The sequence below is a fragment of the Vibrio sp. 05-20-BW147 genome (genome assembly GCF_013369385.1).
Lineage (GTDB): Bacteria > Pseudomonadota > Gammaproteobacteria > Enterobacterales > Vibrionaceae > Vibrio > Vibrio floridensis.
In genome coordinates this window covers 259,944-274,430 of the sequence record NZ_SZTO01000001.1, presented here as the reverse complement: position 1 = coordinate 274,430, position 14,487 = coordinate 259,944, and the positions used below count along the sequence as shown (strand labels likewise).

The 14,487-nt window shown below is 46.1% G+C and carries 14 protein-coding genes; 6 read left to right on the top strand and 8 right to left on the bottom strand.

The window, feature by feature from the left end:
- Positions 1 to 80 precede the first annotated feature (80 nt).
- Positions 81 to 899, bottom strand: a complete 819-nt coding sequence (locus tag FC652_RS01230) for a hypothetical protein (RefSeq protein ID WP_176297169.1) — start codon at positions 897 to 899, stop codon at positions 81 to 83.
- A 395-nt stretch (positions 900 to 1,294) separates the two neighbouring features.
- On the opposite strand from FC652_RS01230, the gene FC652_RS01225 reads away from it, so the two are divergent.
- From FC652_RS01225 to FC652_RS01210, 4 genes are all read left to right on the top strand, one after another.
- Positions 1,295 to 1,978: a winged helix-turn-helix domain-containing protein gene (locus tag FC652_RS01225; RefSeq protein ID WP_176297168.1), complete on the top strand. Its 684-nt coding sequence runs from the start codon at positions 1,295 to 1,297 to the stop codon at positions 1,976 to 1,978.
- Positions 1,957 to 2,439, top strand: coding sequence for a hypothetical protein (locus tag FC652_RS01220; protein ID WP_176297167.1), 483 nt, complete (start codon positions 1,957 to 1,959; stop codon positions 2,437 to 2,439). The genes FC652_RS01225 and FC652_RS01220 overlap by 22 nt, the downstream gene beginning before the upstream one ends.
- Positions 2,440 to 2,608: 169 nt before the next feature.
- Positions 2,609 to 4,231 carry an MFS transporter gene (locus FC652_RS01215; protein WP_176297166.1) on the top strand — a complete coding sequence of 541 codons (1,623 nt, stop codon included), beginning with the start codon at positions 2,609 to 2,611 and terminating at the stop codon, positions 4,229 to 4,231.
- Positions 4,232 to 4,305: 74 nt separating this feature from the next.
- On the top strand, positions 4,306 to 5,949 hold the full coding sequence (locus FC652_RS01210; protein ID WP_176297165.1) for an MFS transporter: 1,644 nt from the start codon (positions 4,306 to 4,308) through the stop codon (positions 5,947 to 5,949).
- Positions 5,950 to 6,224: 275 nt separating this feature from the next.
- Here the strand turns inward: FC652_RS01210 and FC652_RS01205 are convergent, their stop codons facing one another.
- The 6 genes from FC652_RS01205 to FC652_RS01180 form a co-directional block, all read right to left on the bottom strand.
- A complete protein-coding gene (locus tag FC652_RS01205; RefSeq protein WP_176297164.1) occupies positions 6,225 to 6,647 on the bottom strand; it encodes a hypothetical protein in 423 nt (140 codons plus the stop codon).
- 118 nt (positions 6,648 to 6,765) lie between these two features.
- On the bottom strand, positions 6,766 to 8,508 hold the full coding sequence (locus FC652_RS01200; RefSeq protein WP_255199113.1) for an amidohydrolase: 1,743 nt from the start codon (positions 8,506 to 8,508) through the stop codon (positions 6,766 to 6,768).
- Positions 8,509 to 8,705: 197 nt separating this feature from the next.
- Positions 8,706 to 8,876: a hypothetical protein gene (locus tag FC652_RS01195; protein WP_176297162.1), complete on the bottom strand. Its 171-nt coding sequence runs from the start codon at positions 8,874 to 8,876 to the stop codon at positions 8,706 to 8,708.
- A 232-nt stretch (positions 8,877 to 9,108) separates the two neighbouring features.
- Complete coding sequence (locus FC652_RS01190) at positions 9,109 to 9,894, bottom strand: phosphotransferase enzyme family protein (protein ID WP_176297161.1); 786 nt, start codon at positions 9,892 to 9,894, stop codon at positions 9,109 to 9,111.
- Between the two features lie 208 nt (positions 9,895 to 10,102).
- On the bottom strand, positions 10,103 to 10,807 hold the full coding sequence (gene phnR / locus FC652_RS01185; RefSeq protein ID WP_176297160.1) for a phosphonate utilization transcriptional regulator PhnR: 705 nt from the start codon (positions 10,805 to 10,807) through the stop codon (positions 10,103 to 10,105).
- A 74-nt stretch (positions 10,808 to 10,881) separates the two neighbouring features.
- Positions 10,882 to 11,751, bottom strand: a complete 870-nt coding sequence (locus tag FC652_RS01180; RefSeq protein ID WP_176297199.1) for a GyrI-like domain-containing protein — start codon at positions 11,749 to 11,751, stop codon at positions 10,882 to 10,884.
- 113 nt (positions 11,752 to 11,864) lie between these two features.
- Here FC652_RS01180 and FC652_RS01175 point away from each other — a divergent pair, with 113 nt between their 5' ends.
- Complete coding sequence (locus FC652_RS01175) at positions 11,865 to 13,019, top strand: PLP-dependent aminotransferase family protein (protein ID WP_176297159.1); 1,155 nt, start codon at positions 11,865 to 11,867, stop codon at positions 13,017 to 13,019.
- Between the two features lie 55 nt (positions 13,020 to 13,074).
- Positions 13,075 to 13,794 carry a lipoate--protein ligase gene (locus tag FC652_RS01170; RefSeq protein ID WP_176297158.1) on the top strand — a complete coding sequence of 240 codons (720 nt, stop codon included), beginning with the start codon at positions 13,075 to 13,077 and terminating at the stop codon, positions 13,792 to 13,794.
- Positions 13,795 to 13,797: 3 nt separating this feature from the next.
- On the opposite strand, the gene yjjG is transcribed toward FC652_RS01170, so the two are convergent.
- Positions 13,798 to 14,472 carry a pyrimidine 5'-nucleotidase gene (gene yjjG / locus FC652_RS01165; protein ID WP_176297157.1) on the bottom strand — a complete coding sequence of 225 codons (675 nt, stop codon included), beginning with the start codon at positions 14,470 to 14,472 and terminating at the stop codon, positions 13,798 to 13,800.
- Between the last annotated feature and the right edge of the window lie 15 nt (positions 14,473 to 14,487).

The following is a 14,487-nucleotide window of genomic DNA, read 5'->3' as shown; positions in this document are numbered from 1 at the left end:
GCGTTTAGCACACCATGTAAAAGTAGAAGCCCCCAACGGTGTTAATCCACCGTTTGGGGGCCTCTTTTATGGAGCCAAACCTAAAAGTAGTAACTGTAGGTAAACTTCAGCTCCGTTCCTTGCCTGTTGTGACCAAAACTCTGCTCAGTGTCATCGAAAAACTCGGTATAAGTGACTTTGCCCCAGTGCTTGCGGTCATCCGTAAACGGCGCTTGGAAAGCGAGATCAAGCTGTAGTTGATTCACCGTCCCGACGCTTCCACCAAAATCTAGCGAACTAAACTGAGGATTGACTTGGATATGCGTGCCATTTTTATTTAGATAAATCGAGTTTAAAAAATTGAACTGAACGCCGTAAGAATAATCATCAACAAGCCCTAGCCTACTGTAGGTGTTGTTGTTTTTCCCCACCGCTGCAGCAAGAATCGGGAACGATAGCCAGTTTTTAAATGGTGTGTTGACACGAATTAAGCCGCCAATCGCAAACAACCTATCGGAAACAGCATCCGTAAAACTGGTTTCAATGTAATCCAGTGAGACCCCGACCATCGGTGCATGCTCCCAGTCGGTGTGGCTCACTTCAAAGTAACGCGCGCGAACTTGAGATAAGTTGAAGTCTTCACTGCCAACCTTGCCCCCCTCTCGCCCTTGTAGGGTTAACTGTCCTAAAAACAAGTTTTCGTTACTTTTCTTGCCTGACACCTGGCCTTGAATTTGGGCGAAGTTATTGTCTTGCTCTCCGAAACTCTGTTTACCGTAGGTCAAATTAATCACGGACGACACTTTGGTGTGATCGCCCGGATCGGGAGCCTCTTCTTGGTTCATTTTTTCATCAGACAAAGCAAAGGATGAGAATAGAACAAGGACACTCGCTACTGTTATTTTTTTATTGTTATTCATGGATAAAACCTATTGTGCATTATTGGATATGGGCACTACTCTGAGGTAGACCAAACTCCAAATCACTCTAGATAAAACTCATCGCACTAGATAACAAAATAAAAAAACAATAAATAAAAAAAAGTGACCTATTAGATTACAATCAGCTAATCACCAGGTTAACGTTCGCTCCAAGAACGTTTTTAAAATACAAAAGACAAATATAACAACAAAAATAATCTCTCATATAAATATTACTTTCATTTATTGTCATATATTTAATGGCTGTAATTGTTCAAACTCTCATTTTTACATTAGTAAAATGCAAGCAGGGCCACTTATTGTCTCAGATCAAACTAAATAACCATCCTCCACCGTTAGCATATTCATCATTCTATCGACAATGAGAATAATTAATGGCCAAACTATATTTAGAAGCACCTATATATAAAATAGGGGATATCTATTATTCGCCAACCTCTGCTGTAATTGACAATCTAGGGGAGCTGTCTCGACTAAGAGCACGAGAAGCCAACTTACTGCATGAGTTGATTAAGTCTTTTCCCGAAGTACTCTCTCGTTCCTCAATTGAACAAACACTTTGGAAAGATTCTTACGCAACCGATGCCACCATCAATCAAACAGTAAAAGCATTGAGGTTTACCCTTCAAGATGTTGAGCGAACATTGATTAGAACCATTCCAAAACAAGGCTACTCACTTGCTATTGCGCCTATATTGGAAGAGAACTATGGTACGAAACCAAGCCCGGAACCAATCAAAATCCATGTGAGCACACCGCCCGATGATTCTGCTGCGAAAAAGCGTGCTCCGATTTCGCGGCGTTATTTAGTGGCCTCTGCTGTGATCGCACTTAGCTCTTTATTGTTGGCTGCCAATGGTTTTCTCGCCGATGAGCCTGATCGCATCAGTCAACAATACGGAAAACACTGGATTCTGTTTAATGCCACAGAGCAAGAGTTGGCATCTCTGCCATTGCAAGACACTGACACAACCAAATACGTACAAAAAGGCAAGTCATTTTATCGGATCTGTTCGGCGTCTTTAGGGGGGCTAGAATGCAAAAAAATACAATTCTAAAGGGGGCATCCCTTCTCGCCATCGCAATGTTCTTCGGCACGTTGGGCACTCTATTTCACCAACACTTCAATAGCCCCTTCTATCTGTATCAGGGTGACTGGGAAGGCGATGGCGCGATCTACATCGATGATAAAAAAATCGACAGCCGTGCATTTATGCTCATTAATGAGAATGATGTCCGATTATCAATTCATAATAAATACAAAAACTTTAATTATACATTTGACAGTACTTTAGTGATGATACGTCGAGACTATGTCCGGTCGCATTTTGACATCGAAAATCGTCAAACAAGAGGGCTGGATACGTTTAGTCAGAATACGCAGATTGATATCCCAACCTCTGGAAACTTGTTGAGATTGAACGGATGGCGACTAGATGAAGGGCGATTATTTATTGAAGTAGAAAAGAGTAGCGGAATAAATGCACTGTATGTTTTAACTAAGAAATCAGACCATTAGATAAAATTTAGCTTTTTTTATCTTCTAAAATGTGAAGACAATTTTTTTTATTATAAAGATACTTTTTTTCGTTGGAGCACCTTGTACTGCTGAAGGTTAAATAGCGATGAAGATTATTTCATAACTATAACGACTGGAGCTTAGGCTCTTTAACCAAAAGGTATCCAACATGACGGTATCCGCTTCTACTATCCCTACTCAGGACGAAAAGTCTGGGCTAGCTAAATGGTTCCCACTTCTCGTTCTTCTCGCCGCCCAGTTCTCAACCATGGCGGACAACGCTGGTCTTGCAATATCGACTGATGCGCTTATCGCCCTTCATGGTGCGACAATGCCACAAATCCAAATGTCGAATGCAATGTACCCACTCATTGCAGGTGCCGGCATGATCGCTGGCGGTTTGATTGGCCTAATCATCGGCTGGAAACGCCAAATGATCATCGGTGCCGGTATGCTTGCCGTCGCCTCATTCGGTGCAGCGTTCGCACCGAACATGGAAATCTTGAACTACGGAGCGCGTGTTGGAGCAGGTTTGGGTGCTTGTTTGCTTATTCCTGCTGTTCTCGCCAACGTTGCGGGCATCTACAAAGGGAAAGATCAAGCTATCGCCTTCTCTGCTATTGCTGCATTAGTTGGCCTCGCGAGCGCGGTCACCCCGCTCCTGTTTGGTTTCATTCTCGATATAGCGAGCTTTCAAGTCGCGTTTACTTGCTTGGGCATTTATTGCTTATTGGTTATGTTGGGTAGCATGAAGTTACCCGTTCTAGACTCTAGTCCTTTCCAAGGGAAATTAGACACGATGGGCATTGCCTTAGCCGGTATTGGCCTGCTCTGTTTTGTAACAGGTCTGCTCAAAATCTCTGAATGGGGTCTGATTGCACCACTGACAGACTTTACCATCTTGGGCATTTCTCCTGCGATTCCAACCGTTCTGCTCGGTGCTGCAATTTTGAAAGCACTGATGGTTTGGGAGCGCCGCTTTGAGGCCAAAGGGGGCACGCCGCTGCTACCTTCTTCCTATGTAAAAAATCCGCAAGTGATCGTTGGCTTGGTACTGTGTGCCACCATTTTCCTACTCTTTGGCGCAACAGGCTTTATCAACGTCTCTTACATGCAGCTCGTTGCGGGCATGAGCGCCTTTTCTTCCGGCTTGGCTCTGTGTGCATTTGCACTGGGCATGATGATTGGGTCATTAGGGGCACCGGCGAAACTGGCTCATCTCACCTGCCAGCGCATTTGCCAACTTGGCTTTATTGTCGCTGCTATTGGTACTGGCTTAATGTTCCTAGGTTTCACCACTGAAGGGATCACTTTCTGGCAATATATCTCGCTGACCATCTTTGGTACTGGTGCAGGCCTACTGGCTTCTCAAGCTTCGATTGTGGTGACTTCCGCTCTAAGCGAACGTGAAGCACAGCAGTCTGGAGGCATCCAAGCAACCTCTCGTAACGTAGGCCAAGCATTTGGTGTGGCGATTTTAGGCTCGGTGATGCTCTTCTCGCTGACTGGCGCAATCAAAGCCAATGTATCGGCGCATGACGCCCTTTCTGCCGAAACCAAGCAGATTATTATTGAGCAACCATCATTGCCATTCGTCTCGAATGCCATGGCTATTGAACTGATGGAAAACCTTATTGTCGACAAAGAGGAACAGCAAATCGTCCTTGAAGTAATGGCTGAATCACGATTGCAGTCCGTCCAGTACGCACTCTTTGCCCTGCTAGGACTGATGCTCGGTGGGTTGGCACTGTGTTCAAAACTGCCTCAGCGTTCCTTGATGAAGAGCGAATAGAAACGTTTAAGCCTCGGTCATGCCGAGGCTTTCTTCGTTTTACTTCTTTGAATTTAACCAAACAGTGAGACTCTATGGATAAGAAAAAAGAGAACAATACGCGTTGGTTGCTCATCGCTCTGTGCTTCGCACAATTTACCCTTTCAGCAGACGTAGCAAATCTCTCCATTTCTACTGCCGCTCTGGTCAGTGTGTTTCAAACTGACATCTCCAGCATTCAGTTTTTAGGCAGCGTGCAACCCCTAGTTGGCGCAGCAATCATGCTTTCGGCCAGTGTCTTAGGGCTAATCATTGGCTGGCGAAGATTATTGATCCTCGGCACGTCCGTTGGATTCATCTCAACGATTGGTTTCATCACCATCGACAGCATTACTCTCTTATCTTTGTTGGTGCGTCCGTTGGCAGGCATTGCCTCGGCACTCATTCTTCCAGCAGCTATCGCCTTGGTCGTAGCTCATTTCCCTGGCAAAAATCGCGCTGTTGGCTTTGGCTTGATGGCGGCATCCACAGGGTTTGCCGCTGCCATCATTCCGTTGATGAGTGGATGGCTGCATGACAACACGCAATGGTATTGGCCTTTCATTATCATTGCTCTTTGCTACCTATTTAGTTTGCTCGCCGCCATCTTCTGGATCAGGCCAATACACACCAACTGCCCGAAGAAGTTTGATCTCCTTGGTGCACTCTTAGGTGCAATCAGTATAGTGACGATTTTTTTCGGCTTGATAAAAATGCCGTACTGGGGTGCGGTTACCGTGTTAAAAGGGGCAGACATACCGCTCTGGTTACGGTTTGTTTTCCCTATCAGCCCTGCACTCATTTTATTGGGCGCTGGTTTAATCCTCTTTGCCCTATTTGTCAGACAACAGCGACTGTTTGAAAAACAACACGGTTTCGCTCTTTTACCTTTCAGTTGGTTTAAAAATCGTGCGTCTCGTATCGGTTTCGTTGTGCTCGCCCTGATGTATGTCGCACTGGGTGGTTGCAGTTTTGTCATTGTGACCTACTTACAAGTGGCCCTATCGCTCTCTTCAGCGCATTCCGGCGGCATTATTCTGCTGTTTTCGCTCAGTATGATCGGTTTATCAGTCACGACGCCAATACTGTTTAAACACCAGTCGCCGAAGAAACTGTGTCAGGTCGCTTTCCTTGGGCTACTGTTGGCGGGCGCTGTGTTAATGGTATCGAGTAAAAGCCAACATATCTTAGCGCCGTTCTATTTAGGCATGATCCTTTTTGGCGCTGCAATGGGAATTCTGGCGTCCCAATGCCCCATTATCATCACTAGTTCGCTGGGCGAGCGTGAAGCTGAGCAATCAGGAGGACTACAAGCCACCGTTCGATACATTGGCTTGGTTTTGGGCATTAGTCTGTTTGGCGGCCTTAACCAATGGGCGATGGATCACCGAATCCAATCCAATAACGAACTGTCCACCTACTACCCCAGTGCCTTTGTTCAGGATTTAAAGCAGTTATCACATGTTCCTTATATTGATGACCGACGATTGGAAACGTTAGTCCAACGCTATCAACTCGGTGAACAACAAACGTCTTACCTGCTCAAAGAGAATGCTAAAGCTCGCGTGTTCGGTTTTGATTTGACGATGATCCTGCTGATTACGCTGGCATTTTTAGGCAGCTATGTAAGCTCAAACATCGACAAACCGCCCCGCAAATCAAATCCTCCATTAACGCCCTTCAATACGCCACAACAGTAGTCCTAGGCCAACCAACATGGTTGGCCACTTCTTTTTTAACGATGGATATTCGTTTTCATTTTGACATCTAACTTGAGCACTTCTTGTTTAAATCAAAGCCATTCATTAGGCGCTTTAGAACGCTCCAAATAGCCACTGTCCGAACGACGAAAACCAATGCCCAGCGCCACAGATTAGTATGATGCGACTCAGCAATAAGCTAAGCCACCATAACAAAAGGCCCCACTGTTGAAGTGAGGCCAAATAGATTGAGTTCGTTAATTAGCTTGTCATCATTAGATCGGACTTTGTTGCTTCACTGCTCGTTTTGCGACGGTTTTGAGAAAGGCCGATTCCAAAATCACAATCGAGATAATGGTGATATAAAAAGCAACCACACCTCCTGCTGGGCCCGAGAACTGCACTTGTTCATCAAACAGCAGCACAATCGCCCCCATCGCGATGACTTTTGAGCCAATCAAAATGAACCAAGAGGAAAAGAAACGCTTTACCTTTGGTAACGTGGTTTGCTTGATACAAACACTGGCCACCAGTTTTTCAAAAGCAACCGAGCTTTTAAGGACGAGTGCCATGATGATGGCGGACACGAACGCCATATACACGCCATCGACAGAGACCCAACTCCAAACGCCACCATAAGCTAGCATGGTTATGGTACCAATCACACTGCATAGGATAAGTTCGTTGACCTTCTTCATTTTTTGTTCCTTGAGGTTTGGAAACAGAGCACACTCCCTTTACGCCCTCTTATCTAGAGTTAACAAAAAAGTGCCTCTGATATCAGAAGCACTTTGACAATAGTTATCCAATCCGCGCTTAAGCGTGTGTGAACTCTTGCTCTGAAGAGCGAACCTGAGCGGGTGAGTGAACGGAGATCTCACCACCCAGCATGGTGGCGTGAACGTGCACGTCTCGTACTCGCTTCTTATCCACTTCAAGAATGTTCTCATCCAGAATGGCCATGTCTGCCAGCTTGCCCACTTCGATAGAACCAATCATGTGCTCTCTATTCATCAAGTAAGCGGCGCCTAACGTAACGGCATGCAGTGCTTGCTCCACGTTTAAGCACTCTTCTTCTCCGTATACGTTGCCAGAGAAGATACATTCTCGGTTCATCGCGCCCCAAATCATAAACAGCGGATTCACTTGAGTAATGCCATCGTCACAGTGAAGAGAGAATGGGATGCCTTTTTGAGCAGAAGTCTGGAATGGGTTCAAACGTTTAACGAGCTCAGGGCCAACCGTTTGCGTGGCGTGAACATCTCCCCACACTGGAATATGGGTCCCAAACAAATTGTGGCAGACACCGAGCGATTTCATTCTATCCATCTGCGCATCTGTCACCATTTGGTTGTGCTCAAGGCAGTGACGCGCTTCTGGCATTGACGTATCACTTTGCATCCGTTCAATGATATCCAACAGTTTTTCTGTCGTTCCATTACCGTTGCAGTGGTAAGAGATGTTGTACCCCGCTTTATGGAAAGGTAATGATGCTTGGTAAATTTCTTCAACGTCCCGAGTTAGCGATGTACTCGGTTTGCCATTGTAGTATGTGTGACCATCAAGCAAGTTCGCGGTGAAACCTTGAATCGAACCATCGGTATTCACATATTTAACGCTACCAATGCTTAAACGATCATTGTCATGTTGCTTCATTGCTTCAACACTTTCTAGCTCAAACGGACCAATCAATGGGTACGCGGTGATACGCAATTTGAACGCAGGATTTTTGCTCAACGCTTGGTACAGCGGGTAAGGATTCGACGGCAGTCCCATGCCACAATCAGACACGGTCGTCACACCCAAAGAGTGGGCGATATTGGCATAACCAATCAGTGCTTTGCCAATTTCAGCAGGATCACTACCAAAGTTAAACGCGCCGACACTCAGTGCACGGTAGATGTCCTTCATCTCTGCGATATCCCCCGTTAGTCTTCCATTTTCTCGACGCACAAATTCTGGATCGTCACTTAGACTGTACCCCACCATTTCTAACGCTTTAGTGTTCATACAGGCCAAGTGACAACTAGCGTGCATGAAAAAGACCGGCGAGTCGTCAATGACTGCATCGATAAAATCACGATCAACCGCGGTATTGTCTGTCATTAACAGTGGATCGAGTCCCCACAAGTTGAGCCATTCTCCGGTTTTGCCTGCGAGATCATGTTCTTTTTTCAACGCCAGCAAACGCGCTTTGAGTGACTCCTCTGTTGAACACCCCTTTAAAAGCTTACCGCCGACACCAAGCCTGTCATATTGACCACCATACTCAAACATACCCGTGAAGATCGCAGCAATTAATGGATGCATGTGCGCTTCAATAAAGCCAGGCACAATGGTTTTCCCCTCAAACTGAGTGTCTAAGCGGTATTCCATTTTTTCATTTGATAGATAAGTTTCAGCTTGCTCTTTGGTCCCAACAAAAAGGATTTTTCCATCTTTAACTATGGTAGCGGTCGCTCTAGGCTGTTCTTTATTAACCGTAATAAAATTACCCGTATATAGAACAGTTTCAGTACTGTATTCTAATCCTGCTTTGTGGAATGTTTTATTTTTCATCAGAAACTCCAAGTGTAGGGTTATCATTGTCGATATTGGTTAAGTTCAAGATGCCTAATAGCTCTGGTTCGGACTAGAATTTAAAAGTGATAATTAATCATCAAAAATCACCGAGTGAAAAACTCGTCAGTAAAAATCAAAAAAAAACTAAACACACCAAATGAAATACTTATAATATTAATAAGTTAGCAACATTCCTATAGGTAGTTTTGGGGGCGCTCGAAAAACATGTGCACTTCAAAACTGCCCAGTGGATACTCTGCTTGCTGTTCTTCATCGAAAGAAGCTGAGGCGATTTTAAAGATAATAAAGAGTGTGCATAACAACGCAGCAATAACTAACACGAGTAAGCGAAATGAGATGATCATGACGGTATTCCTTATTTAGAATGAATCACATCATTTATATAGAACGAACAACATTCCCTTTTATTGACAAACCGCGCCACAACACTATTTATTATTAATTGTCATTTTTATTTATACCATTTGCGATGAAATGCGCAGTTAATCTTTGTCTACATAAAAAGAAGATTAATTAACTGCTTTAGCAGGATTCAAAGTGTGGATAAGAAGAGGGGCGAAGTGCACACGTGACTCTTTATCTTGTAAGACCTTGCAGCAGCCCATGGGTGATCGCGTGGCGATATTTATTGAGATAATCGATGTCATTCAGGTAGGCCAAGTGATGGCCTTGTGCGATATTTTCTGCGAATTGTGCATTGCCCTCACTGGCTTGGGTTCGCATGTAATCCACCAGTGCGGTCAGCCTTAACGTCATGGTTTCCACCAGTTCTTCTCGCTGTAAACGACTGCATTCATAGGCATCACAAAATACCCGTGCGCGGTTAATTTGCTCTTCTAGACTGCCAAGCTTATCTGTTTCATCCGTTTTAAACGGTGCCCAGCCATAAACCGCAAAGGCAATGTCCCAAATTCTTGGCGCTGGGTGCGCGGTATCAAAATCAAACACGCCCACCACCACCTCTTCATCAAGCACAACGTTGTAAGGCATAAAGTCACCATGACAAATGACCTCCATCGGTTGCCTTACTGGTAGCATCCAGTTCAACTCTTCCTGTTGGTGTTCACTTAAAAACCATTGTGATGCATCATGCAGTTGCTTGAGTAATCGACCCGCTGATTTAAGCGCATTAATGCTGGTAATCCGGCCACTGAGCGGATAGTTATAGCAATCGCCTTTGAGATAACTAACGCTTTCGGTAGCCGATTCCAAATCAAAAGGAAGCGGGCAAGCATGGAACCCATAATGATGGAGATGGCGTAATAATTTATGAATGGTAGGCGTTGCGGCACTGACGGGGCGAATAACACAATTTCCTTGGCGAAAAACGGCGCCATCGCGGCCACCTTTTAGCTCTTCCATATCCCCGCTCCCCTGATGGCATTGAACCGAATGTAACTTGCGCTAAATTTGCCTCACATGGTATCAGCGAACAAGATGAGTCTGACAATCAATAGACGCCAAGTTGCAGCGGATATCTCACCAGTTTTTGCAACAATCTGTAAGCCAGTTGTCCTTACTGACACTAAAAACCAGCGGACAGAGAAAATCGGTGGTACGACTGTTTGACTCACCCACCCAATTGCGCGCAAGATTCAATGCAAATCGCGTCATGACGCCAATATTCAATCGCGCAGTCCACTAACTCACCCTGTTGGTTGTAGTTGATGCGCTCCACCACCATTGCTGGCGTTCCTGAAGTTGCCCGCAGCGCTTGCGCCATCTCACCGAGCAAGGTGCTGGTCGATATGCGGTAGCGCGTTTTTTGATAGCGGACCCCAAAGTGCTCACGATAAATATCCGTCAGTGAGTTCGATAAATCGTGGTCTAACAGATTGGCAAACAACTCAGGGCGAACATAGTTTGTAACGTACACCACCGGGCGATCTTCAAGATAACGCACACGATCAACACGCAGCACATCCGAAAATGGCTGAAGATTAAGCAATCGAGCTGCCGCTTTGTTGGCTAACATCGCTTTTGCGCCGAGCAGTTGTGTTTTCGGCACTCGATTCTGCGCTAACGCCATATTGGTAAAGTTCAGCGTTTGCATTGGGTCGTAACGCAACGGCAAAGGCGAGATAAACCAACCTCGGCGGTCTTCGCGATAGATACGCCCTTCGGCCTCCAAAAGTGATAGCGCCTCACGCAACGTAACACGTGTGGTATCAAACGACTCGGCCAATTTTCGCTCGGCGGGCAACTTCTGTCTTGGGGCCAACATGCCGGCTTCAATTTGCTCGACTATCGCCTCTTTAATCTTTATGTATTGCACGACGTTTTCGTTCCTTTTTTCAAATCAAACAGCCATCTGCAGTGTACCGCCACCGCGAAGCATAACAGCAGCCCTCAGAAAAAACTGATAGGCAGATAAAAGTCCAGCTCGAACGCTTCACTTTCATTGACAAAATGATTGCGGTGATAGTGCACATAGGCGGGCGTTGAGCGCAGCTTGAAACCTGACGCTGGCAACCACTTTTCCAGTACCATGCTAATTTGAGGTAGCAATTCACCATACACCCCATGCAGACGAAACACCGCGTGCAAACCACCTGGAATCACCATTTGATTCACCACTCCCCGATATTTCAAAGGCTTATCTATCGCGATACACGCCACATAACGGCACTTATCCAACTCAACCCACGCTGGATTGGAATGGTGCAAGCCAAATTGCACCTCAAATGAGCGCCCTTCACTGTTTGCCCACGCTTTGAGGATCAGCCACGCATTTTTGATGGATCGGTTATACCCCACATGACGCACATACGCTGCCATCCGTTCAGGTACTTCGGTAATTTTCGGTTCGGGTAAGGTACGTTTCGCCACACGATGATAACCCGCAGCCACCTCGGGATCCTTCAAATAGGGTTTATCGGAGATGTGTAAATCGTGATAACGCCACTCTCCGGGTGCCATTGAGAATGTCGCTTTGAACGCTCGGCTAAACGAAGAGACCGAGCTAAAACCGCATTTGTTGGCAATATCGAGTACCGATGATCGCGTATCAAACATCAATTGATTGGCTGCGTACTCCATTCTAGTGCGCCGAATATATTGATGAATGGACTCCCCAACCACCTGTTTAAACACACGATGAAAATGCTGCTCAGAGTAAGCAGCCACATCGGCCAGTGCTTTGGCAGACAGTTCGCGACTGATGTCTTGATGAATGAAGTAAAGAACGTCATTGATACGGGATATGTGCTGCTGGCTCATCAACGAAAATAGCATAAATGGACATATTCAAGAGCATAAATGGACATTTCACAAAACTCAACCCCATGTACTATCAGTCGAATAAACAAAATAAAAGACAGACAGGAAACACAATGGAAATCGCTCGTTCGTTACAACAAATTCAATCGTCCTATATTCGCGAAATCCTCGCTGCTGCGAGCGATCCTAGTGTCATTTCTCTTGCGGGTGGTTTGCCTGATGAGCAAACTTTTCCGATCGAGTTAATGAAACCGACATTGGAAAAACTCTCGGAAATGCCGCAAGTATTCCAATACGGTGCCACGGCGGGTTACACCCCGCTACTTAACTTTCTAAAAACCTACATGTCGCTGCCTGAAACACACATGGCAATGGCGTGTACCGGTTCACAGCAAGGGCTCGACCTCATCGCTCGCGCTTATATTAACCCGGGCGACACCGTGGTGATGGAAGCGCCAAGCTATCTTGGTGCGATGCAAGTGTTTGGCCTTGTTAGTGCCAACATTGCCACGGTTTCTCAAACCGAAGCGGGGCCCAATCTTGACGAACTTGAAGCGTGTTTTAAGCAGCATTCGCCAAAAATGTTCTACGCCGTACCTGATTTTCACAACCCAACAGGCGTGTGTTGGTCACTCGAAACGCGCAAACAGGTCGCCAAACTGTGTATCGAACACAAAGTGGCATTTATTGAAGATGCACCATACCGTGAGCTTCGCTTCCAAGGTGAAGCACTGCCGCTGGTTTCAGATTTCTGCCCGCAAGATTCTATTGTGCTTCGTTCGTTTTCAAAGATCGCCTCTCCGGGTCTACGCATTGGTATCGTGACAGGCAAAGTCAGCTACCTAGAACCGTTGATCAAAGTAAAGCAAGGGGCCGATCTTCATTCCAGCGTGCCGATGCAAGCGTTACTGCTTGGTTTGCTGGAGCATGAAAAATTCCCAGAGCATATGGAAAAAATCCGCGCGCTATACCAATCTCGCTACCAAGTGTTGGCAGAGGCGCTGCAAACGCAGTTGCCTGAAAACTGCCAGTTGAAATCGGTCGATGGCGGTATGTTTGTGTGGGTAACGCTACCAGAGTGCGATACGTTCGCACTGGCTAAGTCACTACTCGGCAATGGTGTTGCAGTGGTCCCTAGCCCGGTGTTTTATCCTGCGGGACAAAAAGCGCAAGCCGCGCTGCGTCTCAACTTCACCAATGCCACGCCAGAACAGTTAAAAGAAGCCGTGACGCGATTGGCGGAAGGTCTTAAACTGGCCTTGGTTTAAGAACAGAAAGATCGAGACTAAACCGCCTACGGGCGGTTTTTTCATCGTCGTCGTAATGGGTGTGAGGAACATTGTGGCTACAAAAAACCGATTAATTCGCTATCTCAGTATCGATGCAGAAACGCTGTTCCAGCGGGAAGAGGCATTGATCAAGCAGGTACAGGCTGGTGAACTCGATCAAGTGCTGTTGCTCTGGCAAGTAAAGCACCCCACGCTTGTGCTGCCCGCGGGTAATAAATGGCCACAAACCGAACATTTGCGCAGTGAATTGGCTAAGCTTGGCTGGAAACTGACGGCACGAAAAACCGGTGGAGCGCCTGTACCACAGGTACCGGGCATTATTAACCTCTCGCACCTTTACCACTGGCCGCAAGATCAAGCCTATGACATCCGCTCAGCCTATCTGAAGCTGTGTGATACTCTGTGCGGCTTTTTTCAGCAATATGGCTTAGAAGCCGATGTTCATGCCACACCGGGGTCTTATTGTGATGGAGACTACAATCTCAACATTGCTGGGCAAAAAATTGTGGGTACTGCGCAACGTGTGCTGCTGAAAAAATCAGGAGGACAAATCATCCTTGCTCAAGCGTGTTTATTGATCGATGCCGATATGGCCGAGATAGTCAAACCCGTGCAATTATGTAACCAGCTGAGCAATCATAATGCGGAGATCCTTGCCGATGTGCATACGCCGTTGTTTGAGCAAATAGCACAAAGGCCTTGCGTCGATCACCTTATGCAATCTCTAACCAAGGCCTTCCTCACGCAAAGCTAATCTTTATGCAAACAGGATTTCTTTCAGTTCATGCAAAGAGGCAACCGTGTAATTTGGCACGATATCGTCGTCTGCTTGACTTTGAGGATGTTGCAACCAACAGGTTTCAATACCAAAATTTAGCCCGCCTAGAATGTCAGAGTGAAGGTTGTCGCCCACCATCAGAATTTTGCTTTTGCATGGTAATCCTGCCACTTGCAGCGCGTGGTCAAAAATGGCGAGATCCGGTTTGGCAACGCCCACTTGTTCTGAGATCACCACTTTGTCGAAATAGGCGCTCATTCCGGTGCGCTCTAAACGTACTGCCTGCAATTCAGTAAAACCATTGGTGATGATGCCCATCTTCACTTTGCCGTGCAGTGCTTCCATTAGTTCTCGCGCACCTGGCAGCAAAGTACAAATATCGGCCATGGCATCGAGAAACGCTGAGTTAAGCTCTAAAGTCGTGGTGTCGAGTCTTTTCGCCCAATCAGCAAAACGTCGATGCTTGATCTCTTCTGCGGTGATCTTGCCATCTTGGTAGTCTACCCAAAGTGGCTTGTTGACGGTTTGATACTCTTGAAAGTCCTCTTGCGTGAAATCCACCCCTTTACGGGCAAACATCAATTGCATGCCTTTAAAGGCATCAAAGTGAAAAAGGGTTTCGTCTGCATCAAACCAGATCCATTCGTATTTCATTGTTTTACTTCCACA